Origin of the sequence: Kitasatospora sp. NPDC127121, assembly GCF_042677305.1 — a bacterium.
Lineage (GTDB): Bacteria > Actinomycetota > Actinomycetes > Streptomycetales > Streptomycetaceae > Kitasatospora.
Genome location: NZ_JBHXTQ010000075.1, coordinates 21,115 through 44,345 on the forward strand (window position 1 = coordinate 21,115; position 23,231 = coordinate 44,345).

The window sequence follows — 23,231 nt, forward strand, 5'->3', positions numbered from 1 at the left end:
TCACCCTAACGCCGCAGCCCGTTCGTCGAGCGGACGGCGAGATGGCGGGCATGGCCGCCACCGAGCTCGGCGGCCGCGTCGCCCAGCGACTTCGTCATCCGGCGGATCGCTGCGACCTCGCCCCGGCCGACCTTCACATTCGCATCAGTCTTCAGCCGCGTCCGCCGCAGGATGGCGTCTGGATCAGGCAGGCCCAACGCCGCAAGCGCGTACGCACTGGAGGCGGCCACGAATCCCCGGCGATCCACCACGCCCCTCCGGCTCAGCTCGACACCCGATCCAAGATAACGCCAATTCCGCTCTCCACGTGACCAGTTGTCGGGCTGTTGACCACCTGGAACATCCGATCGAATTCAGGCAAGCAGCCCCGGACTGGCGATCCGGGGCCGTGCCGAATGCGATGGGCGATCCATTCCCCTACGGCAGGGGCCACGCATTCGTCGGGTCGTCCAGCCAGGCCTGATGGCCGCCGGGGCCGATGGTGAGGCCGAGGCGGCTCGGACCGGGGCGGTCATTGTCCAGCCACCAGCGGTGGGCGGCCTCGACTTCGTCCCACAGGCGGCGCGGGCCGTGCTGCCAGACCGTGTACCGCTCGGTGTTCTCGGTGCCGTCCCAGTCGACGGCGGCCCAGGAGCCGCCGTCGGTCGTGGCCACCCAGAGGCGCGTCTCGACGTCGTCGAGATCGGGATCGTGGTGCCAGGCGTACCAGAGGTCGCCGAGGCGGTGCCCGAGGGCGAACTGGGTCTCGAACTCCGAGCCGGCGACGGCCCAGGGGTCGAGCGTGGTCGTGGACTCGTCCGGAACGTGCTCGTCCATGACGACGTCCCGGAAGAGGCGGAGGTCGCGGCGCTGGTTGCGCATCAGCATGAAGGCGCTGTCGGCGGTGTAGCGGCCGGTGGCGGTGCCGTCGCCGCCCACGGTGAGGCGGAGCAGGCCGCCGTGGCTCCAGTCGTCGCACCAGGGGGTGAGGATGACGCCGCCGGGCTTGGTCTGTTCGATCCAGGCGTACGGAACCCGTCTCACCGAACAGGTGGCCACCACGCGGTCGAACGGCGCTTCGCCGCTCCAGCCGAGGCTTCCGTCGCCGCAGACGACGGCGGGTGCGTAGCCGTTGGCCTTGAGGTTGGACCGGGCGAGTTCGGCCACGGTGGGGTCGATGTCGATCGTGGTCACGTTGGTGTCGCCCAGCCGGTGGGAGAGGAGCGCGGCGTTGAACCCGGTGCCCGCGCCGATCTCCAGGACCCGCATTCCCGGTGCGATGCCCAGGAGTTCGAGCATCTGGAAGACGACGGACGGCTCGGAGGCCGAGGACGACGGCCACGCATCGGCTACATCCGTCGGCTCCGCTCCGTCGTTGACCTGTGTCACCACGGGAACGTCCGAACCGGCGGCGGCGAGCCAGCGGTCGGGTTCACGTTCACGGTCGCAGAGCCGGTAGCCGTCACCGTCGGCAAGCCAGATCCGGTCCGGGAGGAAACGATGGCGCGGGGTCGCCTCTGCGGCCCTTCGCCACTCATCGGACACATCGTGGCCGAGGGAGCGGGATACCGCCCGGAGCAGGCCTTTCGTGGCGGCCTGCTCCAGGTCGTTCTGCGGGCTCGTCACTTCCCGTCGCCGTCCTTGCGGTGCTTGGCGGCCGACGACCCGGACGAGGTGTCCGGGGTCGTCTTGTCCTTCCCGAAGTCCTTCCGGTCCTTATTCGCGTGCTTGCCCTGCCCGCCGTCGTTGCCCCCGCTGCCGCCACCGGAGCTTCCGTCCTTGCCGGTTCCCCATCCCATGGGTGCCTCCTACCTGTCCTGTTCGCGATGATTGTCGTGTGGAGCGCTTGCCCAGGTGTACGGACGTGACAGTGACCAACTGACGTACCCCGGGCCGATAGGCTCCTTGATGAGAGCGGGGCCGCCGTCGCAGGGAGCGAGACCCGCTGACGGGTCTCCGACCGCTCTCGGTCGGGGACGCCTACGACGGTAGGGTCCCGGAGTCGGAACCTGAAGTGACGGCGAGTACAGGTACGTTGGCACGAACTCCCGAAGTGGGGGCTCTCATGCAGTCAAGCCCGCATCAGTCCCTGACTGATGGTCAGGGGAGGCCTCGGCGCCCACGCGTGGGCACTATCTCCGGGTACGTCTTTCGGGTGATACGAGAACAGTGTGGGGCCACCCAGGACGATTTCGCCGAGCGGTTGGCCGTGTCGACCGACACGATCGCCGGATGGGAGAGTGGTCGGCGCCCGCTCACGGCCGTACCTGTCGGGCAGATGTTCACCTACCGCCATCGGCTGATGCAGGTGGGCGCAGCGCCCGCACTCCTCCAAACACTGGAGCGATCCTTCGAGGCGGACATCCTGCTCGCCGGCATCGTTGAGGAGAAGTCGCCGGCTGCCGGGAGCCCCCTTGGGGCGGTGGTGATACGGCGCGACCTCGTGGAGATTCTCATGTGGCCGCTCAGCGGTGCAGCGCCGCAGACTGTTCGCGACCTCCCGGCCCCGCCGCGTCCACGCAAGGGCCCAGCGCCGGCCGGACCGGAACTTCTCGCCCCCGACCGCACCCGGTTCTACACGCACCTGCGGCGCGCGGCCGAGGAAGCGCGTGGAGCGGACCAGTTCCTCGCCCGCCGCCAAGCGCTGTACCTGGCCGGATACGACGAACAGGGTGACACGCGGGAGTGGCTCGCCCACCAGCAGCGTTCCGAGCGGCCGAACGACTGGCTGAGTCACTGGCTCAACTCCCGTTCCGTCGCCATGGTCTCCGCCCGCCACGGTGACCGGGATCGGATGAGCCACTTCATCGAAACGGCCCTCGCCGATGAGGCGGGCGCGATGGCGAACCTCAACTACTGGGCGTACTGGGTCGGCGAGGTCCCGTACCTCGAACTCTCCGACGACTTCATCGCTGCCCGGTCGCCGGGTCCGTGGTCCGGAGACAAGCTCCTCGCGCACCTCGTTCAGGGGCTCGGCCCGCAGTGCGGGTACGCCGAGTTGAACATCCACAGTGTGTGGTCACTGCTCCAGGTCCGGCCGGATCTGCTGCGCTCCGGAACTGCGGCCCGCGCCCTGCGAGAACGGCTCCCGGTGCTGTTGGATGGTCGGGAGCTGTCGCGGCGTGGGCGACGCGAACTCGACAGCATCCGCTACGCGATCCGCCTTGTCGAGGCGTGAGAGGGGCCAGACAGTGACAGACGACCTGACGCCGGTGGCGAGGTTCCTGTTCGAAGCCGGGACGCTCAAGCAGACCAAGCGCACGGGCTGGTGGATGGCCGGCGTCCGCGATCCCGAGTCGGTCGCCGAACACTCCTGGCGAACCGCGCTGATCGCTTCGATCATTGCCAAGCTCGAAGGCGCGGACCCGGCGCAGGCCGCCTTCCTCGCGGTCTGGCACGACTCCCAGGAGACGCGCACCGGGGACGTCAACCATCTGGGGAAGAAGTACGCGCCCGGCGCCGACCCGGCGGCGGTGACGGCCGACCAGGTCGGCGGCATGCCGGAGATCCTTGCCTCGACCATCCGGGATCTCGTCGCGGAGTACGAAGCGAAGGACTCTCCGGAGGCGGTCTGCGCGAGGGACGCCGACAAGCTGGAGTGCCTGATCCAGGGAGTCGAGTACAAGGCGCAGGGCTACGCGAACGCTCAGCGCTGGATCGACAACAGCCGTGGCCGTCTCATCACGAAGACCGCCAACGCACTTGCCGACGCCGTCCTGGCAACCGACTCCCTCGACTGGCTCCGTGCTGCCCTCGGCGAGAAGTCGAGCTGACACGGGTCGCGGATCGTGCCTTGAAGGCGGCACCTTGCGGTATCGGTCTTGCGGCGGCAGTTCGATGTGATGGTGGACGGCGCCGAGCGCGTGATCTGACGGAGGGGCGAGGATGGCGATCGAAGCGGAGCTCAAGGCGGTCGTGCGCGACCCGGAAGGCGTGCGCAGGCAACTGGAGGCCCGGCACGGTGCCGGCCGCGCCGAGGTCTACCGCGACACGTACTACGACGCCCCGGACGGCAGCCTGATGGGCGCCGATCGCGAGTTGCGGATCCGTACCGTGCACAGCCCGGACGACACGCGCACGGTGCTCACGTACAAGGGGGCACGGGTGGACGAGGCGTCCGGGTCGAAGCCGGAGTCCGAGACGAAGGTCGAGGACGCCGATGCCGCGCACGAGATCATCCGGGGCCTGGGCTTCACCCCTCGCATCACGTTCGAGAAGCGGTGCCGCAACTACGGCTTCCAGCGCGACGGGAGGCACCTGCTCGCCACGCTCGTTCGCGTTCCCGAGTTGGACGACGCCACGTTCATCGAGGTCGAGACGACGGCCGCCACGGAGGCCGACCTCGCGCCGGCCCTCGCCCTGGTCCGTGCGGTGCTGTCCGAACTCGGCATCAAAGACGCCGACTTGACCACCGAGCTCTACACCGACGCGGTAGCGGCGGCGCGACCGGCCTGACTGATAGACCTCATTCCGCATTCACCGGCGTGCCCCCTGGGGCCACAGCACCTCAACCGGCACGCCGCGCTGGCGGGCGTAGGCGACCATGTCCGCCGTCCCGCCGTGGCCGCGGGCCGGCAGGCCGTCCCAGACGGCGAGGAGCTTGTCGACCTGGGCTACCAGGACCTCGCTCCCCGCCATGTGGGCGGCTTCGTCGGACTCCACCCGGCCTGTTCGGTGAACGGCGTCGGCACTGCTCAACAGCCGGTCGTAGACGGGGTGATGCCAGCCCGGCAGCCCATCCCGGTACTGATCCGCCGGAATGACGACCTCCAGCCGCGCCCCCCGTTCGAGCGCGATCTCCGCGATCCACGCGTCCGGCCCGTCCGCGATGCAGGACACGACCGTGAGCCCAGTCAGGTCCTCGCCCGCGAGAGCGTCTTCGAGCAGCCGTCGAACCTGCTCCTCCACCCCGGCCGCCAGCCCCCGGTGCCCCGTGATTCCGATTCGCACTGCGATCCCTTCCTAGAGATAGACACCGTGCAGGCGCTCGTCGAACTCCCTCACGACCTTGGACGGCGAGGAAGTGCTGAACGACCGTCGAAGTGCGCGGCCTCTCTCGACGATTCGACCTGAACGGTACTGGAGTCCGATCTCCAGAGCTTGCGTGGCGAGGGCGAATGCCGTCTCGATCCGTCCTGCGGCCAGATGGCCTGCTGCAATGTCCAGCAACAGCAGCGCGCGTTGCTTCGCATGACTGGTCGCCGGGACCGGGATCGCCGTTTCTGATGCCCACCTGGAGAGTCCGAGTTTCGCGCCGCAGGCCACTCTGGCAGCGGCCACTTTGGACTCGTCGAAGGTGAACACCCAGGGCCATGGGGGTGGTTCTTCCCGGATGTCTGCCTGAAGTATGGCTCGGCTACGTGTCAAGGCGCGGTCGGCGCTGCGCTGGTCGCCTGCGGCTGCATGTCCGAGGGCCTCAACCGATGAAAGCCACGCGTCGGCGACTGCGGGAAGCGCAGGCTCCAGGAAGCTGCGGGCTCGCTGGGTGAGACTGAGCGCCTGGACCGCGTTGCCGGTGTGAGCTTCGAACTGCGCGAGGCTTCCGGACTGGTACGCGGCAAGCAGTGGGTGTGCTCCTGACCGCGCGGCTTTGATCGCAGCTCCGTAGAACGACCGCGCGGACCCGTGGTCTCCCATGTCCCACGCCAGCCAAGCGGCCAGGCTCGCCGCCTCGCTCGCGATGGCGGCGAGCCTGATCCGATGAGCATCGCTCCGTGCCGCGCCAATCAGCCCCTGGATCAACCGCAGATGGGAGTGGACGACATCGGCAAGCTCCCGTGAGGGCGTCGACCCGTCAAGTCGACGGTAGGAGGTGGTGGCAACTCGGAGTGCGACAGCTTGCTGCTCGGCCTCGTCCGTGGATCCCGCGGCGGCAGTGAATACGGGGGATGCCGCGATTGCTGCGGCTGCTCCCAGGAATTGACGTCTTTCCACGTTCTCAGTTCCGATTCGCGTCTGAACCGTATTTTCGGCGAGGCCGAGCAGAGCTGCTGGAATTCCCAGGTGCTGTGACAGTCGCAGTAGCACGTCCATGGCGTAGGGGGCGATGCCTCGCTTCTCCAGTCGTGAGATCGCTGATTGTGAGAGTCCACATGCCTCGCCCAACTGCACCTGCGTCATGCGCTGGTACGTTCGAGCCAGCTCGATGATCTTGCCGTAGTTCCTCGTCCGGGAGGCATCCCGGATCGCTGCCGAGTTCCAGTTCAACAGCCCATCCCAACGCTACGAGGCCTGCCAGGTCACATGGTGCAATCCGATGCGTTCCTCGCATATCCGTATGCGGGCACCGCATGATCAATGGTCTCACGACTGTGACGGATTGTTGACTGACAGTAAGGAATTGGCTTGTGCGTCGGTGTCTCGGCTGCTGCCGAGACTGAGCCAGGACACGTTAGCTGGAACTTGGTCACGGTTGTTGGAAGCGGAGTGCCCCAGCGCCGGAATCGCTCTTGGGGCTACTACTCCAGCTGTAGTTCGTGAGGCGTGTGTGACTGAAGGCATGAAATGGGTTGATCATTCCCAGCCGTGCTCGGCGTAGGTCCGGTTGTCCCACTCCGGGTGCTCTGTGGTGTAGGTGCCCCAGCCCATGCGCTGGTAGTACAACGTCATCGCGTCGAAGTAGCTCGCGGCCTCAACGGTCCACACGAGCCGGGCACCTTCGGACAAGAGCGCACGAGCCCCGTCTCCGCGCGGTCCGGCCAGGCAGAACATCTTTCCCTCCTCGCCTTCGTCCCACAGCTCGTGAAGCATTGGCTCAGGATAGGTCCCAAGCGGCGCGGTGTGACTACAACGGCTGAACCGCTGTCGTCCCCGCCGCTCCAGTTGTCCTGCGTACGCGCTCGCTCGGTTCCAAACCCCTCAGCGGAGCGGCCACGGACGCCGCGAGCCCGGGTAGTTCGGAACTGGTTCCAACATGAATGGCAATCCACCGCAGGTGGCAAGAAGAATGGCCAGATGGTTCCAACAAACGTGTCCCACCGGGTCGAAACGGCCAGGTCACCACACCGCGTCAGTTCCACCTATCGTGTCCCGGCTCAGAGACACCGACGTCAGGCCCTGTGCTGGCAGTTGTGCCCGACTGGCTCAGAGGGTGTCGGTGGTGGTCAGTCCACTGAGTAATGCGTCGGGGTGGGGTGAGCCGCCCGAGCATCCTCGGCAAGTGATTTTGATCGGTTGTCAGGTGATGCCGGTGGATCGAGTGGCGGCCCTGGGGTCGTGCCCACGTGGGTGCGTCAAATGTGGTGGCGGCCCGGTGCTGGGGGTGGTCATTCTGGGCGGATGGGTGATCGTGCGAATTTTGTCGTTGTCCGCGAGAGCGGTGAGTTCGAGCTGTACCTGTCGCGGTTCGGGGCGGTAGGAATCGACCTCGACCTCCTGGCCGGGCCGGCGGAGGCGCTCTCGATGGTCCGGCGCCTGAGAGCGGTCGACTGGTGGCTGGACGATGTGCACTGCCAGGGTGCGGCGCTGATCGACCTCGGCCGGAAGGTGCTGATGCTGTTCGCCTGGGAAGGGCCGAGCGCCGAGTTGCGCCACAGGGCGGCCACTCTGGAACTGTTGCAGGAAGCATGGGTGGGGTGGGACGTCCGGTGGATGTACGACGGCCCTGCCGAGCTGCGGACGTACCTGGGGCTGGACCCCGAACACGTCCGTGCTCGTGGGCGCGGGCATGCGGTGGGGCCGCTGCTCGAACCGGGCGACGAGGAGCTGGCTGACCCCGAGCCGATGGTTGCGGTGGTGACGGTCGGGGCGGTCGGGGCGGAGCACTGCTACGTGCTGGCGAACGTCAACGACCATCCGGTCCGGGAGGGGGCTGCGCTGCTCGACCGACTGGCGGGCGGCCCCGAGCACGAGGTCTGCCAGGCGTCGGCCGATGCCGGCATCCACGTCGATCCGCTGCGCCGGCGGGTGGGCTGGTGGGTGCTCGGGGCGTCGGCAGAGGCGTACGAGATGCCGCAGCGATGGCCTGGTTGGACGGTGGAGTTCTGGCAGGACCGCTGGGAGGAGCACGTACTGGCGGCGCCCGGACGCTTCTCGCCCCCGCCGGTCGACCGCGCGAGAGCGCTGGCGGACGTACGGGCAGCGGCCGAACGCCGTCGAGAGGCATGAACCCGCCCGGCGCCCGCCGGGTCGGCCCGGCCGACCCCACCCCTCGAACCGTGCCGTCAGGCACCGACGTGCATACTTGCCGGACGATCAGCAGGACGTAGAGGTGATGACGCGGTGAAACTGGCTGAAGCGCTCGCGCAGCGCGCGGCTGCGGTGCGGCGGGTGGAGCAGTTGCGGGCGCGCGTCGTCGGCAGTGCCCGCTACCAGGAGGGCGAGGAGCCGGCCGAGCCCGCGGCGGAGGTCCTGGCCCAGGCCGGAGAGGTGCTGGACGAGTTGGAGCGGCTGATCCGTCAGATCAACCGGACCAACTCCACCGCGCTCATCGAGGGCGGCGGCACGCTGACCGACGCCCTCGCCCGCCGGGACGTCCTGCGGCTGCGCCACTCGGTGATCACCGCGGCCGCCGATGCCGCCGCCGGGCGCGACCAGCGCGGAGCTGTACGGCAGTTGCGGTCCGAACTCAGGATCCTCTCCGCCCTGCCGGTTGCCGAGCTCCGCGCCGAGGCGGACGCCCTGGCGAAGGAGATCCGCGAGGTGGACACCCTGATCCAGCGCACCAACTGGGAGATCGACCTGATCGAGGACTGACCCCACCAGCTGGGTGTGGGAAGCAGGTAGTCGCCACGGAGGCGTGCACACACCGCGGGCCGGCGGTTTATCCGGCCCTTGGCGCGTGAAGAGCAACGCAGGGGGTTCGATTCCTCATCAAACAATGCAGCTCAGCATCGCGTACAGGTGACAGAGCACACCGAACAGCTCACCACCACGTGCAGATCCGGGCGACGAGGGCGGGAACGGGGCGCCCCACACCCGGTGCGAGGGCCGTGCACATCGGCACGGCCCTCGCACCTTTTCCTCCCCAGGGCCACCCGAGAAGCGTCTCCCGTCAGGGCGCGCCGAAGAAGCCGAAGAAGGCGTCCAGGATCTGCTGCGCGGCCAGCCCCGCCGGCATGGTGCCGGCGCGGACCTGGGCCTCCAACTCGACCGCGAGCCGCCGCACTTCGGGGTGCTCGTGCAGCCGCGCGTAGAGCTGGTCGTGGACCATCGTCCAGGTCCATTCGACCTGCTGTTCCCGCCGCTTCGCGGCCAGCGCGCCGGTGGCGTCGAGGACCTTGCGGTGTTGCTGGAGCCGCTCCCACAGCACGTCGAGTCCGGCGCCGTCGCGGCCGCTGCAGGTCAGCACCGGGGGCGTCCACGCCGCGTCGGGGGCCTGCAACAGCCGTAGGGCGCCGGCGAGTTCGCGGGCGGCGGCGCGGGCGTCGGGTTCGTGCGGGCCGTCGGCCTTGTTGACGGCGATGACGTCGGCCAGCTCCAGGACGCCCTTCTTGATGCCCTGCAACTGGTCGCCGGTGCGGGCGAGGCTGAGCAGCAGGAAGGTGTCGACCATCCCGGCGACGGCGGTCTCGGACTGGCCGACTCCCACCGTCTCGATCAGGACCACGTCGTAGCCGGCGGCCTCCATCACCACCATGGACTCCCGGGTGGCCTTGGCGACGCCGCCCAGTGTCCCGGAGGTGGGCGAGGGGCGGACGAAGGCGTGCGGGTCGACGGCGAGGCGTTCCATCCGGGTCTTGTCGCCGAGGATGGAGCCGCCGGTGCGGCTGGACGTGGGGTCGACGGCGAGTACGGCGACCCGGTGGCCGAGCCCCGTGAGCATGGTGCCGAAGGAGTCGATGAAGGTCGACTTGCCGACACCGGGCACGCCGGTGATGCCCACCCGGACCGCGCCGCCCGCGTGCGGCAGCAGCCGTTGGAGCAACTGCTGCGCGAGCGCGCGGTGGTCGGGCCGGGTGGACTCGACGAGGGTGACGGCGCGCGCGATCCAGGCGCGCGAGCCGTCGAGGACACCCGTCACATAGCTGTCGAGGTCGATCGTCCGCGGAGGCATACGATCAAAATCTCACAGCTCGTGGCCGAGGTCGGCCGCCAGCGAGGTGAGCAGGTCGTAGGCGGCGTCCGGGATGACGGTGCCCGGCGGGAAGACCGCCGCCGCTCCCGCCTCGTACAGCGCGTCGAAGTCCTGCGGGGGGATCACCCCGCCGACCACGATGGTGATGTCCTCCCGGCCGGCCTCGGCGAGTGCGGTGCGCAGCGCGGGGACCAGGGTGAGGTGCCCGGCGGCGAGCGAGGAGACGCCGACGATGTGCACGTCCGCCTCGACGGCCTGGCGGGCGACCTCGTCGGGGGTCTGGAAGAGCGGGCCGACGTCCACGGTGAAGCCGAGGTCGGCGAAGGCGGTGGCGATCACCTTCTGGCCGCGGTCGTGGCCGTCCTGGCCCATCTTGGCGACCAGGATGCGCGGGCGCCGGCCTTCGGCCCGCTCGAACCGCTCGACCAGGTCGCGGGTGCGCTGGAGGGAGGCCGAGGGGCCCGCTTCGTCTCGGTACACACCGGAGATGGTACGGATCTGGCCGCTGTGCCGGCCGTACACCTTCTCCAGGGCGTCCGAGATCTCGCCGACGGTGGCCTTCGCCCGGGCCGCGTCGACGGCCAGGTGCAGCAGGTTGCCGTCGAGCGAGCCGCCGCGCTGCGGGCCGGCCTCGGCGGCCCGGGTGAGCGCGTTCAGCGCGTCCTGGCAGGCCGCCTCGTCGCGCTCCTCCCGGAGCCGGCGCAGCTTTTCGAGCTGGCGGGCGCGCACCGAGGAGTTGTCGACCTTGAGCACGTCGATCTGCTCGTCGCTGTCCACCCGGTACTTGTTGACGCCGATGACCGGCTGGCGGCCGGAGTCGATCCGGGCCTGGGTGCGGGCGGCGGCCTCCTCGACGCGCATCTTCGGGATGCCCGCGTCGATGGCCTTGGCCATGCCGCCGGCCGCCTCGACCTCCTGGATGTGCTGCCAGGCGCGGCGCGCCAGGTCGTGGGTGAGCTTCTCGACGTAGGCGGAGCCGCCCCACGGGTCGATGACCCGGCAGGTGCCGGACTCCTGCTGGAGCAGCAGCTGGGTGTTGCGGGCGATCCGGGCGGAGAAGTCGGTGGGCAGGGCCAGCGCCTCGTCGAGCGCGTTGGTGTGCAGCGACTGGGTGTGGCCCTGGGTGGCGGCCATCGCCTCCACACAGGTACGGGTCACGTTGTTGAACACGTCCTGGGCGGTGAGCGACCAGCCGGAGGTCTGCGAATGGGTGCGCAGCGACAGCGACTTGGCGTTCTTCGGGTCGAACTGCTTGACCAGCTTCGCCCACAGCAGCCGGGCCGCGCGCAGCTTGGCGACCTCCATGAAGAAGTTCATGCCGATCGCCCAGAAGAACGACAGCCGCGGCGCGAAGGCGTCCACGTCCAGGCCCACGTCCAGGCCCGCGCGCAGGTACTCCACCCCGTCGGCCAGGGTGTAGGCCAGCTCCAGGTCGGCGGTGGCCCCGGCCTCCTGGATGTGGTAGCCGGAGATGGAGATGGAGTTGTACCGGGGCATCTTCTGCGAGGTGTACGCGAAGATGTCCGAGATGATCCGCATCGACGGCTGCGGCGGGTAGATGTAGGTGTTGCGGACCATGAACTCCTTGAGGATGTCGTTCTGGATGGTCCCCGCCAGCTTCTCGGGTGCCACCCCCTGCTCCTCGGCGGCCACGATGTACAGGGCCAGGACGGGCAGGACGGCGCCGTTCATGGTCATCGACACCGACATCTTGTCCAGCGGGATGCCGTCGAAGAGTTGGCGCATGTCGTAGATCGAGTCGATCGCCACGCCCGCCATGCCGACGTCGCCGGTGACGCGCGGGTGGTCGCTGTCGTAGCCGCGGTGGGTCGGCAGGTCGAAGGCGACCGAGAGGCCCTTCTGGCCGGCCGCCAGGTTGCGGCGGTAGAAGGCGTTGGACTCCTCGGCGGTGGAGAAGCCCGCGTACTGGCGGACGGTCCACGGCTGGTTGACGTACATGGTCGGGTACGGCCCGCGCAGGTACGGGGCGATGCCCGGGTAGGTCTCCAGGAAGTCCAGGCCGGCCAGGTCCGCCGTGGTGTACAGCGGCTTGACGCCGATGCCCTCGGGGGTGTCCCAGACCAGTTCGTCGACGTCCTTGCCGGTGGACTGCCGCCAGGCGGCCCGCCACTGGCCGTCGGTGACGTCCCCGGAGGGATCCCCGTTCAGCCCGATTCCGGTGAAGTCGGGGATCATCGTGCCACTCCGATCTGGTCGAGCAGGGAGGTGAGGACGGCGATGGCGTCCCCGCCCGCGTGGATGAACTCGTCTACTCCTGCCGGGACTTCGCCGAGTCGACCGGCCAGCAGCACCCGTCGGGCTCCGGCCGCCTTCAGCGCGCCGGCGACGGTCTCGGCGTGCTCGCCGTACTGCGCGTCGCTGGAGCACAGGCAGGCGGCGGTGGCGCCGGAGGCGGTGAAGGCCTCGGCGAAGGCGGCCGGGTCGACGGACTCCAGCGAGGTCGTCGCGATGCCGCCGGCCTGGAACAGGTTGGCGGCGAAGGTGGTGCGCGCGGTGTGCGCGGAGGCGGTGCCGATTGAGGCCAGGAACAGCTTCGGCCGCTCGCCGGTGGCCGCGAGCTGCGCGTCCGAGCGGTCGCGCAGCGCCTCGTACGCCTCGGCGCGGCGCACCTGCGGCAGCCCGCCGCCCGGTGCGGCCGGGGCCGGTTCGCGGACCAGTGGCCGCTCCTCCAGGTGCGGGAACTCGCTGACGCCGGTGACGGGTTCGCGCCGCTTGGCGAGCTTGACGGAGCGCTCCGCCCAGGTCGCGGCGATCCGCTCGCGGACCGTCCCGTCGGTGAGCGCCGCCTGCTGGCCGCCGGCCCGCTCGATCTCCTGGAACCAGGCCCAGGCGGCCGCCGCCAGCTCCTCGCCCAGCTGCTCGACGTACCAGGAGCCGCCGGCCGGGTCGATCACCCGGGCGAGGTGGGACTCCTCCTGCAGGATCGACTGGGTGTTGCGGGCGATCCGGCGGGCGAAGGCGTCCGGCAGGCCGAGGGCGCTGTCGAAGGGCAGCACGGTGACGGCGTCGGCGCCGCCCACGCCGGCGGCGAGGCAGGCGACGGTGGTGCGCAGCATGTTCACCCACGGGTCGCGGGCGGTCATCATCACCCGGGAGGTGACGGCGTGCTGGCGCTGCGCCGAGGCCGCCGCAGAGGCCCCCGACACCTCGGCGACGCGGGACCAGAGGCGGCGCGCGGCACGGAACTTGGCGATGGTGAGGAACTGGTCGGCGTCGGCCGCGTAGCGGAATTCCAGCTGGCCGAGCGCGGCGTCCACGGACAGCCCGGCGGCGGTGAGTGCCCGCAGGTAGGCGACGCCGGTGGCGAGCGAGCAGCCCAGCTCCTGGGCGGGCGAGGCGCCGGCCTCGTGGTAGGGCAGGGCGTCCACGGTCAGCGCCCGGACGCCGGGGTACTCGGCGGCGCAGCGGGCGGCCAGTGCGGTGGCCTCGGCGAGCAGCGCGGTGGTGCGTCCGGTCTCGCCGGTGCGGGCCTGGAGGCCCAGCGGGTCGGCGCCGAGGTTGCCGGCGGCGGCGCCGGGGGAGACCTCGCGCTCCTCGTACAGGGCGAACAACTGCTCGGCGGCGGCGGTGAATTCGGGCCCGGCGTCGAGTGCCACGGCGGCCAGGTCGAGGTACACGCCGGTCAGCGTCTCGGGCAGGGCCGTGACGGGCAGGCCCGCGCCGCCGAGCTCCAGCCAGAGCGAGCCGACGCCGTTCTCCAGGTCGGCCAGGACCGCCTCGTTGGTGCGCCGGCGGTCCGGGTCGGCGTGCCGCTGGCGGACGTCCCAGCCGGCGACGGCCGCGCCCTGCGGCCGGCCGCCGCGGACGAACGGGGGGAAGCCGGGGTAGCCGGCTTCGGCCGGGGCGTCCTCGGCGGTGTACAGCGGGCGGGCACGCAGCCCGTCCGGGAGTTCGGTGGTGAGCGCCCGCTCGGCGGCGGCGCCGTCCGCGGGCTGCGCGCCGGACTTGCGCAGCACGCCCTCGACGAGCTGCTGCCACTGCTCGCGGTGTGCGGCCGGGAATTCGGCGGCGAGGGGGAGCCCTTCGGGCAGGACGTTCATGACCGCAGGTTAGCGCTCGTTCGCAGGCCCGCAGGAGGGGCGGCCCGTGTGACCTTTCCCTCGATTTGGCACGTTCTCAGCACTCCGGGCGGCGAGGAGTGCCGCGGACGGTGGCACCCGAGGTCAACGCCGGTGCCGGGGGCCACGATCGATCGCCCGGAACGGCCCGGAACAGGGGGATTGCGGAACCCCTCCACTCATCTATTAAGTTACTTCGAAGAAGGTGGGCGGGGACCGAACCCCCGTAGGTCCTCGCCCGCCTTCGCCGTCCCCTGCCGTCCCCCGAAGGAGAGCCCCCCGCCATGGGAAAGCGTCGCAAGCCCAGCCCCCCGAGCCGGGCCCGCATGGCGGTCCTCACCACGGCCATGGCCGGCGGCGCCGTCCTCGCCTCCGGCACCGCCCACGCCGAGCCCGCTCCCAACCTGGCCTCCGTCAAGGAGCAGGTGGACAAGCTCAACGAGGAGGCCGAGCAGGCCGTCGAGCAGTTCAACGGCTTCCAGGAGAAGCAGCAGAAGCTCCAGGGCGACGCCAGCAAGATCCAGGAGAAGGTCGCCCGCGGGCAGGAGGCGATGAACGAACTGCGCTCCCAGCTCGGCGCGGTGGCCGCCGACCAGTACCGCACCAACGGCATCGACCCGTCCTTCCAGCTGATGCTCGACTCCGACCCGGCCGCCTACCTGGAGCGCGCCTCGGTCCAGAACCACCTCGCCGACTCCCAGATATCCCTGCTCAAGCAGGCCCAGAACGAGCAGCGCAAGCTCGACCAGGACCGCGCCGAGGCCACCGCCACCCTGGCCCAGCTCGACTCCGTCGGCACCGAGCTGGGGGAGAAGAAGAAGCAGATCCAGGTCAAGCTCGCCCAGGCGCAGGGCATGCTCAACAAGCTGAGCGCCGAGGACCGCGCCAAGATCAACGCCCAGCAGAACGCCGAGAAGGCCAAGGCCGAGGCCCAGGCGGCGGCCGCCGCCGACCGGGCCTCCCGCTCCTCGGAGCGCCCGAACATGAACACCCCGGCGCCGCCCGCCAGCGGTCGCGCCGCCGCCGTCCTCCAGTTCGCCTACGCCCAGCTCGGCAAGCCCTACGGCTGGGGCGCGACCGGCCCCAACAGCTTCGACTGCTCCGGCCTCACCGGCGGCGCCTACCGCGCGGGCAACGTCAAGCTGCCCCGGATGTCCCAGGACCAGTGGAACAGCGGCTCCCGCGTCCAGCGTGCCGACCTCCAGCCCGGCGACCTGGTCTTCTTCTACCCCGACATCCACCACGTGGGCATCTACATCGGCGACGGCAAGATGATCCACGCCCCGCGCACCGGCAAGAACGTCGAGGTCCTCCCGATCAGCGCCATGCCGTACGTGGGCGCCGTCCGGCCGTAGCCGTAGTCCGTGGCTGCAGCTGTGTGCTGTGGCCGGCAGCCCGGCAGCCCGGCAGCCCGGCAGCCCGGCAGCCCGGCAGCCCGGCAGCCCGCTCCCGCCTCGGCGGGGGCGGGCCTTCGCGTTCTCCGGGGCCGCCATCTGGACATACTTGCCTCCGCAGTCTCCCCACACCCCCAGGGTCGTCACGGAGAGAGAGCACCATGGTTGACACGCCCGCGCCCACCACCCGCGAGGAGAACCCGTGAGCCTGCCCGAGACCGTCCAGCTGGCCCCCGCCCCGGTCGACTACGCCTACACCTTCGGCGGGCGCGCACCGCTCGTCACCGTGCAGCCCGGCACCATCGTCGAACTGACCACCGAGGACTGCTTCGGCGGCAAGGTGCGCGGCACCGGCGACCTGCCCAGCCAGGTGTGCGTCTTCCCCTACCTCAACCCGGTCACCGGGCCGATCGCGGTGGCGGGCGCGGAGCCCGGCGACGTCCTCGCGGTGCACTTCGTGGAGATCACCCCGGCCCGCGACTACGGCGTCTCCAGCACCTTCCCGCACTTCGGCGCGCTGACCGCGACCCACAGCACGGCGATGCTGCACCCGCCGCTGGAGGAGCGGGTCTGGGTCTACGACCTGGACCTCAAGGCGGGCGTCTGCCGATTCCGGGCCCGCAACAGCGACTTCACGGTGGACCTCCCGCTCGACCCGATGCACGGCACCGTCGGGGTCGCCCCGGCGGCCGGCGAGGTGCTGGCCTCGATCACGCCGGGCGCGCACGGCGGCAACCTGGACACCCCCGAGATGAGGGCCGGCACCACCGCCTACTTCGGGGTGAACGTCCCGGGCGGGCTGCTCGCCATCGGCGACGGCCACGCGCGCCAGGGGGAGGGGGAGGTGTGCGGGACGGCGGTGGAGGCGGCCATGCGCACCACCGTGATCGTCGACCTGGTCAAGGGCGGCGGACCGGCCTGGCCCCGGCTGGAGGACGACCGCTTCCTGATCAGCACCGGCTCCGCCCGCCCCCTGGAGGACGCGTTCCGGATCAGCCAGCACGACCTGGTCGGCTGGACCGGGCACCTGCTCGGCCTGGACCAGCTCGACGCCTACCAACTGGTCAGCCAGGCCGGGCTGGCGCCGGCCGCCAACGTCTGCGACACCAACTACACGATGGTCGCCAAGCTGCCGAAGAGCCTGCTCGGGCGGGTCCGCGCCTACGACGGCCTGCACGACCGCTTGCGCGAGACCGCCGAGGCGTACCTGCGGCACCGGTAGGGTCGGTCCGGGATCGTGACCGGGGGGCGGCGGACGCCCTACGGGTGCGGCGCGCAGGCCAGCAGGTACGGCAGCAGCGGGAGTGCCAGCACCACCATCCAGAAGGCCAGTTGGCGCCCGCGCCGACCGTGCCCCGGGCGGGCCAGCCGGCGGACCCGGGCCAGCACCCCGCTGGCGGCCGCCGCCAGCGCCCCGCCCGACGCGGCGCCCGTCGGGGCCCCGGACGTCGCCAGGGCGCAGAGCGCGGAGGCCAGTTCGCTGCGCGACACCCGCGCCAGCGCGGCGTCGTCGGCCGCCATCTCCAGCAGCAGCCCCACCTCCGCCCGCCCGTGTCGGGCCAGCGGCAGCGGGCCGAACAGCAGGGCGAAGGTGTCCGCCGGGAGCCGGAACAGGTGGTGGCGGCCGCGGATGTGCCCGTGCTCGTGCGCCACCGCCGCGGCCAACTGCCGTTCGTCCAGCAGCCGCAGCGCTCCGCGCGACAGGACCACCCGGGAGCTGCGGCCGGGCAGGCAGTAGACGGTCGGGTGGGCGTGCTCCAGGATCAGGGCGCCCCAGCGACCGTCCCGGACGGCGACCAGGTCCAGCATCGCCCGGTGCCGCCGGCGCGCCCGTCCGGCCCGGACGCCGACGGCCGTCACCACCGTGGCGATCGCGGCCCCGGCGGCGGCCAGCAGCCACCAGTCGTGGGTGTGCGGGGCGACGGGCCCGACCGGCTCGGGGTGCGGGAACAGTCCGACCAGCCCAGCCGGCTCGTGGGCGAACGGTTCCACCGCGTGGTGCGCCGCCAGCAGCAGTGCGACCAGGAAGGAGGCCATCAGGGCCAGCCAGAGCGCGGCGCCCGCCGCCGGGCGCGCCTGCAACCGGGCCGAGCCGGCCAGCCGGCGCGGCAGCAGGACCCCGGTCACGGCCAGGTGGAGGCCGAGCAGCGCGAGGGTCACTCGGCGTCCCGGGCCTTCACCTGTTTCAGCGCCGCCAGCAGCGCGGACGCCTCGTCGCTGCTCATCCCGTCGACGAAGTGCAGCAGCGCACCCGCCCGGTCCGGCGTGGTCTCCAGCGCCTGGCGCATCAGCTGTGCGGTGTACGCCTCCCGGGTGCAGGTCGGCTCGTACGCCCAGGCCCGGCCCACCTTGTCCCGGCGCAGCCAGCCCTTGGTGTGCAGGATGTCGGCCACCGTGGTGACGGTGGTGTACGCGACCGGCCGCTGACGCTGGAGGTCGTCCACCACCTCGCGTACGGTGGCGGGCCGGCCCCAGGACCACAGCCGGTCCATGATCTCGGCCTCCAGGTCGCCGAACCCGCGCAGCACCGCCGTTCTCTCCCTCGCCGACCCGCCGGCGCCCTTCGCCCGCTAGAACCCGCCCATGGTACGGCCCTCTCGCGTGTGGGTCGCCCGCGCACGCCGAAGCCCGCCCCCCATTTCGGAGGGCGGGCTTCGGTGTGCGCCGGGGGTCAGGACAGCCGCCGCCCCATCGGGATGCGGGAGCGGGTCAGCAGGGCGGCGAGCAGCCCCGCCAGCACCGGGAGCACCAGGACGACCAGCAGCAGCTGGCCCCAGGGGGCGGTGATCAGGGCCGGGTGGCCGCCGAACCCGCTCGCCCGGGACTTCAGCAGGCCCACCGCGGGGACGAAGCCGTTGACCGCCCCGAGCAGCGCCCCGAGCAGGGCGATCATCGCGCACTGCAGCCCCGCCATGGTGCGGCGGATCCGCGGCGGTGCGCCGACGGCGGCCAGGGTGGCCTGGTCCTGGCGGGAGTCGGCGGCGGCCAGGCCGGTGGCGATGCCGGCGGCGCCGAGGACGACCAGTCCGGCGAAGCCGCTGAGCGCCAGGGTGAGGGCGTCGCCGCGGGGCTGGAAGCCGCGCTCGACCTCCAGCTGGGCGGCCCGGTCGAGCCGGACCACGGAGGCCTCGGCACGCTGCTGGGCCTTGCGGTCGGGCGGGGTGGCGGGCACCCAGATCGCGCCGGTGGGCCTCGCGGCGAGCCCGGGCAGGAGCTTGGGCAGCGCCGAGGGCAGGATCAGGCCCTGGGCGAAGCGGGCGGCGTTCGGGTTCTCGACCAGGACGGCGTCGGCCGGGATTTCCTGGAGGTCGGGCTTGGGGACCTCGCCGGGCTGGAGCGGCGCTCCGGAGCTGCCGCGCAGTTGGAGCACCGCCCGGCCGTCGCCGGCGAGGAAGGCGCGGTCGAAGACCAGGATCTTCCCGGCGGCCAGGGCCTGTTCGGCGGCCGGGTCGTGGATGCCGAACTGGGTGCGGAGCATGGCGGCGTCCCCGGCGGCCAGGTGCGGCGGGCCGGACGCGGTGCGCCAGTTCACGGTGCCCTTGAGCTGGACGGTGCTGGAGCAGTTGGCACAGAACTGGTACACCGCTTCGCCGAGGTCGGCGCGCGGCCCCAGGTCGGTCAGCTGCTTGCCCACCTCGGCGCGCAGGCCGTCGAGTTGCGGTCCGTCGGCGGTGGAGAGGAGTTGCACGGCGCCGTACGGGGCCTGCGGCCGGTAGTCGCGGCGGTTCTCGGCGTCGGTGCTGGTGCTGTAGACGCCGATGGCGACGGCCCCGGCCACGGCGGCCATCACGGCGGCGACGGCCGGCGCGGTGCGCGAGCGGTGCCGGGCGGAGTCGCGCAGGGCGAGTCGGGGGCCGAGCGGCAGCCGCTTGGCGAGCCGGCCGAGCAGGGCGACGAGTGCGGGGGTGCAGGCGAGCAGGCCGAGTTCGGCGATGACGGAGCCGCCGAGCACGGTGAGCGTGCGGGTGTCGTAGGTGCTGACGACGGGTACGCCGCCGTGTTGCACCGCGCTCGCGCCGTACAGGGCCAGGGCGGCGCCGGCGGCGAGCAGCAGCACACCGAGCACGGTGACCCAGCGGTTCGGGGCCTGGACGGTGTCCCGGCCGGTGAGTCCGGCGGTGACGCTGCTGCGGGCGGCCTGCCGGGCGGGCAGTGCGGCCGCGAGGAGCGCCGTGAGCAGGCCGATCCCGCCGATCGCGAGCAGGTCCAGTGGCGGCAGGGCGAAGTGCCCGAAGCGGGCGCCGCCGGCCCGTTCGATCCACGGGCGCAGCCCGGCGACGAGGCCGCCGCCGAGGACCACGCCGACCACGGCCCCGGCCGTGCCGAGGACGAGGGCGCCGCCGAGCACCACCGCGCCGACGTGCGTCCGCCGGCCGCCGGCGGCGCCGAGCAGTGCGAGCTGGCGGCGGGAGCGGCGGGCGCCGACCGCGAAGGCGGGGCCGGCGAGCAGGGCGACCTCCAGCAGGCCCATGCCGGTGACGGTGGCCACCACGACCTTGGTGTTGTCGTCGGCGGAGGGGCCGAAGGAGCGGTAGGCGTCCCGGTAGTAGGGGACGGCGGCGCGCGGCGGCGGGGCGAGCGCGACCGAGCGGGCGGTGAGGGTGTAGCCGTGGGCGTTGAACTCCTGGACCTTGGCCCAGTCGAGGGTGGCCCCGGCGGGGAGCCGGACCAGCCAGGCGCCGCGTTCGGGCTCCGGCGCTGCCGCGGCCGGGCTGCCGGGAGGCGTGGCGGCGGCGAGCTGGCTCAGCAACGCGCCCGGCTGGGCGACGAGTTCGACCCGGCGGAGGTCGTCCGGGTGCTCGACGACGCCGGTGATGGTGAAGGTGGTCCGCTCCAGGCCGGGAAAGGTGGTGGTGCCGCCGACGGCCAGCCCGGAGTTGTCGAGGAAGGCCCGGGTGGCGGCCAGTTCGCGCGGGCCGCCCGGGGCGTGGCCGTCGACCAGGTCGAGCCGGCCGTGCCAGAGCGGGTCGGCGAGGTCGGCCTCGGTGGTGAGGGCGCGGACCAGGCCTTCGGGGGAGGTCGCGCCGGTCTCCGGGCCCTGCCGGGCGGAGGTGAGCACGCTGCCCGGCGGCAGCAGCCCGGTGACCAGGGCGACGGGGTCGGTGCCGGCGCCCTTCTGCTGCTCGGCCGTGGGCGGCTGCCCGGGGCGGGGCTGGACCGCGAAGGCGCCGTCCTCGGCGACCGGGGCCTGCTCGACGGTCCGGCCGGGGGCGAGCGACGTGACCAGGGCGTCCGCCCCGCCCAGCACCCGTTCGACCCGTTCGGCCGGGGTGAGCTGCCCGCTGCGGTGGACGACGTCTGCGCCGGTGACGCCGAGGACGGGCAGCGCGATCATGGCGACGATCAGGGCGCTGCGGCCCTTGGCGCGCAGCGCGTCGCGGCGGGCGATGCGCAGGGCGACCTTCCAGGCGCCGAGTCTCATCGGGTCACCTCGCCGAAGCCGCCGGCCGCGTGGCCGAAGTCGCCGGACGTGTGGCCGGTGCCGGTGGTCGAGTGCCCGGCCCCGTCGGCCGCGTGGCCGTAGCCGTCGGCCGGGGCGCTGAGCGGCTCGCCGGTCAGTCGGCGCTTGCCGGTGCGCCGCCCGTGGCTCTCGGAGTCGACCGCGCCGTCCTTCAGGTGGACCACCCGGTCCGCCCAACTGGCGTGCGCGGCCTCGTGGGTGACCATCATCGCGGCGGCCCCGGCGTCGCAGCGGGCGCGCAGCACGGCGAGCACGGCCTCGCCGGTGGCGGAGTCGAGGGCGCCGGTCGGTTCGTCGGCGAGGACGAGCCGGCGCTCGCCGATCAGCGCGCGGGCGATGGCGACGCGCTGCTGCTGGCCGCCGGACATGTCGTCGGGGAAGCGGTCGGCGAGTTCCCCGATGCCGAGTTCCTCCAGGGCGGCGAGTGCCTCGCGGCGGGCGGTGCGTCCGGAGACTCCGTCGAGTTCGCGGGGGAGCGAGATGTTCTCGGCGGCGGTGAGGGCGGGGATCAGGTTGTAGTCCTGGAAGACGTACCCGATGGAGCGCCGCCGAAGGTCGGCGAGCCGGCCGCGGCTGAGGCCGCCGAGGGCCACGCCCTCGACCAGGATCTCGCCCTCGCTGGGCGCGTCGAGTCCGCCGGCCAGGGTCAGCAGGGTGGACTTCCCGGAGCCGGACGGGCCCATGACGGCGACGAACTCGCCGGGGTGGACGGCCAGTTCGACGCCGCGCAGGGCGTGTACCTCGGCGGCGCCCCGCCCGTGCACCCGGGTGACGTTGGCCAGGTGCAGGACGGGTGCGGATCGGGTCGGATCGCTGTGGGACACACTTCCCCCTCGTGAGCTGTTGAGCTGCATATGTCGGTGAACTATATATGCCGGATGGGGGTGCACGTCGAGGGGTGGGTTTGGTCAAGCTTCTACAAAGCTGTCGAAGTTCGGTCGGGACGCCGCTATCCGGGTGAAAGGGAGGGTCTATGCTTGACGAGGTTTGAAGAAGGCACCTCGTTCGGTGAGGCTTCTTCACGGACACAGGCCACTGATCCGACGACGTCGAGAGACGCCCAGGGTTAGGACAGATCTTCCCGACCTAAGGGTTGATCCGAAGTGGCTTCCGGCCCGACCGGGCTGGACACGCCGTGGAGTGCCAAAGCTCTGACGAGTTGGGGTGTGCCGGTCCCGTAGGGCTGGTCCGCTCCTTGCCGTGTCGCGATGCGGTGCACAGACGGTGCACCCCCGACCGGGAGGAGGCGAGAGACATGGACTGCGATAGTCCGGGCCATAGTCGCCCCTACCCCCGCATGCTCTCGATCACCTCTGGCACGCGGTAACAACCTTCCCTGCGCGTTCACCTGACGCTGCGTCATGCGCTCAACCGCGCCCCGACGCACGACGTCTGACGCTCCGTCATGCCCTCACGGCCGCCGCCGCTCAGCGCCGCCGTGCGGTCCGACGCCGTGCGCTCGCAGGGAGGATCGCTGCTGCGTGCCCCCTGTCGCCCCCTCAAGGAAGGGGGCAGGGAGGCCCTGCCATGACCAACGTGATGCTGGACCCGAAGGTCCCCACCACCACCACCCGCACCGCCGTGCTCGACGACGCCCACGTCGGCGACATCAGGGGTGCGCTCGGCACCATCCGGCTCGACGACACCACGCCGCGCCACGGCCTGTCCGCAAGACTCAAGACCCTGCTGGCGATCGTCGGCCCCGGCCTGATCGTGATGGTCGGCGACAACGACGCGGGCGCCTTCTCGACGTACGGGCAGGCGGGGCAGAACTACGGCACGCAGCTGCTGTGGACGCTGCTGATGCTGGTCCCGGTGCTGTACGTGAACCAGGAGATGGTGCTGCGCCTGGGAGCCGTCACCGGTGTCGGGCACGCCCGGCTGATCCTGGAGCGCTTCGGGAAGTTCTGGGGTGCGTTCAGCGTCATCGACCTGTTCCTGCTGAACGCGCTGACGCTGGTCACGGAGTTCATCGGCGTCACCCTGGCGGCCGGGTACCTCGGGCTGCCGAAGGTGGCCGCGGTGGTGCTGGCGGCGGTGGTGATCATCGCCTCGGCGTTCACCGGCTCGTTCCGGCGTTTCGAGCGCGTCGCCGTCACGCTGTGCGTGGGTTCGCTGCTGCTGGTGCCGATCTACTTCATGGTCCACCCGAAGACCTCGCAGATGGCGCACGACTTCGTGGTGCCGAGCATGCCGGGCGGCTCCGGCCAGCTGGCGGCCGTGATGCTGGTGATCGTCTCCATCGTGGGCACCACCGTCGCCCCGTGGCAGCTGTTCTTCCAGCAGTCGTACGTCATCGACAA

21 protein-coding genes and 1 riboswitch are annotated in these 23,231 nt (G+C 71.5%); of the genes, 8 read left to right on the top strand and 13 right to left on the bottom strand.

All coding sequences use genetic code 11. The annotated features are described in order from the left end of the window. Window positions 1-5: 5 nt before the first annotated feature. The 3 genes from ACFVHI_RS29195 to ACFVHI_RS29205 all read right to left on the bottom strand — a co-directional run bounded on the left by ACFVHI_RS29195 (window position 6) and on the right by ACFVHI_RS29205 (window position 1,778). Window positions 6-230, bottom strand: a complete 225-nt coding sequence (locus ACFVHI_RS29195; RefSeq protein WP_380344367.1) for a hypothetical protein — start codon at window positions 228-230, stop codon at window positions 6-8. Window positions 231-417: 187 nt separating this feature from the next. Further along, a complete protein-coding gene (locus ACFVHI_RS29200; protein WP_380344369.1) occupies window positions 418-1,605 on the bottom strand; it encodes a methyltransferase domain-containing protein in 1,188 nt (395 codons plus the stop codon). Further along, window positions 1,602-1,778, bottom strand: a complete 177-nt coding sequence (locus ACFVHI_RS29205) for a hypothetical protein (protein WP_244293278.1) — start codon at window positions 1,776-1,778, stop codon at window positions 1,602-1,604. The genes ACFVHI_RS29200 and ACFVHI_RS29205 overlap by 4 nt, the downstream gene beginning before the upstream one ends. A 266-nt stretch (window positions 1,779-2,044) precedes the next feature. On the opposite strand from ACFVHI_RS29205, the gene ACFVHI_RS29210 reads away from it, so the two are divergent. The 3 genes from ACFVHI_RS29210 (at window position 2,045) to cyaB (ending at window position 4,434) form a co-directional block, all read left to right on the top strand. Next, window positions 2,045-3,157 carry a helix-turn-helix domain-containing protein gene (locus ACFVHI_RS29210; RefSeq protein ID WP_380344372.1) on the top strand — a complete coding sequence of 371 codons (1,113 nt, stop codon included), beginning with the start codon at window positions 2,045-2,047 and terminating at the stop codon, window positions 3,155-3,157. Between the two features lie 13 nt (window positions 3,158-3,170). Further along, the gene (locus tag ACFVHI_RS29215) at window positions 3,171-3,752 is read left to right on the top strand and encodes an HD family hydrolase (protein WP_063346518.1); all 582 of its coding nucleotides are present in this window, start codon (window positions 3,171-3,173) and stop codon (window positions 3,750-3,752) included. 112 nt (window positions 3,753-3,864) lie between these two features. Continuing rightward, window positions 3,865-4,434, top strand: a complete 570-nt coding sequence (gene cyaB, locus ACFVHI_RS29220; RefSeq protein ID WP_380344375.1) for a class IV adenylate cyclase — start codon at window positions 3,865-3,867, stop codon at window positions 4,432-4,434. 21 nt (window positions 4,435-4,455) lie between these two features. Here the strand turns inward: cyaB and ACFVHI_RS29225 are convergent, their stop codons facing one another. The 3 genes from ACFVHI_RS29225 to ACFVHI_RS29235 form a co-directional block, all read right to left on the bottom strand. Further along, the gene (locus ACFVHI_RS29225; protein ID WP_380344378.1) at window positions 4,456-4,929 is read right to left on the bottom strand and encodes a hypothetical protein; all 474 of its coding nucleotides are present in this window, start codon (window positions 4,927-4,929) and stop codon (window positions 4,456-4,458) included. A gap of 12 nt (window positions 4,930-4,941) precedes the next feature. Beyond that, window positions 4,942-6,186, bottom strand: a complete 1,245-nt coding sequence (locus ACFVHI_RS29230) for a helix-turn-helix domain-containing protein (RefSeq protein WP_380344381.1) — start codon at window positions 6,184-6,186, stop codon at window positions 4,942-4,944. Window positions 6,187-6,492: 306 nt separating this feature from the next. Continuing rightward, on the bottom strand, window positions 6,493-6,624 hold the full coding sequence (locus tag ACFVHI_RS29235) for a hypothetical protein (RefSeq protein ID WP_363376953.1): 132 nt from the start codon (window positions 6,622-6,624) through the stop codon (window positions 6,493-6,495). Between the two features lie 633 nt (window positions 6,625-7,257). Here ACFVHI_RS29235 and ACFVHI_RS29240 point away from each other — a divergent pair. Then, window positions 7,258-8,085 carry a hypothetical protein gene (locus ACFVHI_RS29240; RefSeq protein ID WP_380344384.1) on the top strand — a complete coding sequence of 276 codons (828 nt, stop codon included), beginning with the start codon at window positions 7,258-7,260 and terminating at the stop codon, window positions 8,083-8,085. A gap of 114 nt (window positions 8,086-8,199) precedes the next feature. Beyond that, entirely contained in the window at window positions 8,200-8,673 is a 474-nt protein-coding gene (locus tag ACFVHI_RS29245) for a DIP1984 family protein (protein WP_380344386.1), read from the top strand. A 298-nt stretch (window positions 8,674-8,971) separates the two neighbouring features. Here ACFVHI_RS29245 and meaB read toward each other — a convergent pair whose 3' ends face one another. The 3 genes from meaB to ACFVHI_RS29260 are packed head-to-tail and all read right to left on the bottom strand — an operon-like array spanning window position 8,972 to window position 14,055. Further along, window positions 8,972-9,973: a methylmalonyl Co-A mutase-associated GTPase MeaB gene (gene meaB / locus ACFVHI_RS29250; protein ID WP_380344389.1), complete on the bottom strand. Its 1,002-nt coding sequence runs from the start codon at window positions 9,971-9,973 to the stop codon at window positions 8,972-8,974. Window positions 9,974-9,985: 12 nt separating this feature from the next. After that, window positions 9,986-12,190: a methylmalonyl-CoA mutase gene (gene scpA, locus ACFVHI_RS29255; RefSeq protein WP_380344392.1), complete on the bottom strand. Its 2,205-nt coding sequence runs from the start codon at window positions 12,188-12,190 to the stop codon at window positions 9,986-9,988. Next, entirely contained in the window at window positions 12,187-14,055 is a 1,869-nt protein-coding gene (locus ACFVHI_RS29260; protein ID WP_380344395.1) for a methylmalonyl-CoA mutase family protein, read from the bottom strand. The genes scpA and ACFVHI_RS29260 overlap by 4 nt, the downstream gene beginning before the upstream one ends. 302 nt (window positions 14,056-14,357) lie before the next feature. Between ACFVHI_RS29260 and ACFVHI_RS29265 the strand changes: the two genes are divergently transcribed. Further along, window positions 14,358-15,428: an NlpC/P60 family protein gene (locus tag ACFVHI_RS29265; RefSeq protein ID WP_380344398.1), complete on the top strand. Its 1,071-nt coding sequence runs from the start codon at window positions 14,358-14,360 to the stop codon at window positions 15,426-15,428. Window positions 15,429-15,669: 241 nt separating this feature from the next. After that, window positions 15,670-16,689 carry an acetamidase/formamidase family protein gene (locus ACFVHI_RS29270; RefSeq protein ID WP_380344401.1) on the top strand — a complete coding sequence of 340 codons (1,020 nt, stop codon included), beginning with the start codon at window positions 15,670-15,672 and terminating at the stop codon, window positions 16,687-16,689. A 38-nt stretch (window positions 16,690-16,727) separates the two neighbouring features. On the opposite strand, the gene ACFVHI_RS29275 is transcribed toward ACFVHI_RS29270, so the two are convergent. From ACFVHI_RS29275 to ACFVHI_RS29290, 4 genes are all read right to left on the bottom strand, one after another. Next, complete coding sequence (locus ACFVHI_RS29275; RefSeq protein ID WP_380344404.1) at window positions 16,728-17,627, bottom strand: M56 family metallopeptidase; 900 nt, start codon at window positions 17,625-17,627, stop codon at window positions 16,728-16,730. Continuing rightward, a complete protein-coding gene (locus ACFVHI_RS29280) occupies window positions 17,624-17,992 on the bottom strand; it encodes a BlaI/MecI/CopY family transcriptional regulator (RefSeq protein WP_380344415.1) in 369 nt (122 codons plus the stop codon). Before ACFVHI_RS29280 ends, ACFVHI_RS29275 begins: the two co-directional genes overlap by 4 nt. A gap of 146 nt (window positions 17,993-18,138) precedes the next feature. Beyond that, on the bottom strand, window positions 18,139-20,889 hold the full coding sequence (locus tag ACFVHI_RS29285) for an FtsX-like permease family protein (RefSeq protein ID WP_380344406.1): 2,751 nt from the start codon (window positions 20,887-20,889) through the stop codon (window positions 18,139-18,141). Then, window positions 20,886-21,782 (bottom strand): ABC transporter ATP-binding protein, encoded by an 897-nt coding sequence (locus ACFVHI_RS29290; RefSeq protein WP_063346503.1) that lies wholly within the window; start codon window positions 21,780-21,782, stop codon window positions 20,886-20,888. Before ACFVHI_RS29290 ends, ACFVHI_RS29285 begins: the two co-directional genes overlap by 4 nt. Window positions 21,783-21,921: 139 nt before the next feature. Next, window positions 21,922-22,099: riboswitch (M-box (ykoK) riboswitch) on the top strand. A 356-nt stretch (window positions 22,100-22,455) separates the two neighbouring features. On the opposite strand from ACFVHI_RS29290, the gene ACFVHI_RS29295 reads away from it, so the two are divergent. Continuing rightward, window positions 22,456-23,231: NRAMP family divalent metal transporter (locus ACFVHI_RS29295; protein WP_380344409.1), on the top strand; the 776-nt coding region annotated here is incomplete at its 3' end.

Coding starts and splice junctions, on each gene's coding strand:
- ACFVHI_RS29205 (WP_244293278.1), bottom strand. CDS start 1,778: ATGGGATGGGGAACCGGCAAGGACGGAAGCTCCGGTGGCGGCAGCGGG.
- ACFVHI_RS29210 (WP_380344372.1), top strand. CDS start 2,045: ATGCAGTCAAGCCCGCATCAGTCCCTGACTGATGGTCAGGGGAGGCCT.
- cyaB (WP_380344375.1), top strand. CDS start 3,865: ATGGCGATCGAAGCGGAGCTCAAGGCGGTCGTGCGCGACCCGGAAGGC.
- ACFVHI_RS29240 (WP_380344384.1), top strand. CDS start 7,258: ATGGGTGATCGTGCGAATTTTGTCGTTGTCCGCGAGAGCGGTGAGTTC.
- meaB (WP_380344389.1), bottom strand. CDS start 9,973: ATGCCTCCGCGGACGATCGACCTCGACAGCTATGTGACGGGTGTCCTC.
- scpA (WP_380344392.1), bottom strand. CDS start 12,190: ATGATCCCCGACTTCACCGGAATCGGGCTGAACGGGGATCCCTCCGGG.
- ACFVHI_RS29260 (WP_380344395.1), bottom strand. CDS start 14,055: ATGAACGTCCTGCCCGAAGGGCTCCCCCTCGCCGCCGAATTCCCGGCC.
- ACFVHI_RS29265 (WP_380344398.1), top strand. CDS start 14,358: ATGGGAAAGCGTCGCAAGCCCAGCCCCCCGAGCCGGGCCCGCATGGCG.
- ACFVHI_RS29285 (WP_380344406.1), bottom strand. CDS start 20,889: ATGAGACTCGGCGCCTGGAAGGTCGCCCTGCGCATCGCCCGCCGCGAC.
- ACFVHI_RS29290 (WP_063346503.1), bottom strand. CDS start 21,782: ATGCAGCTCAACAGCTCACGAGGGGGAAGTGTGTCCCACAGCGATCCG.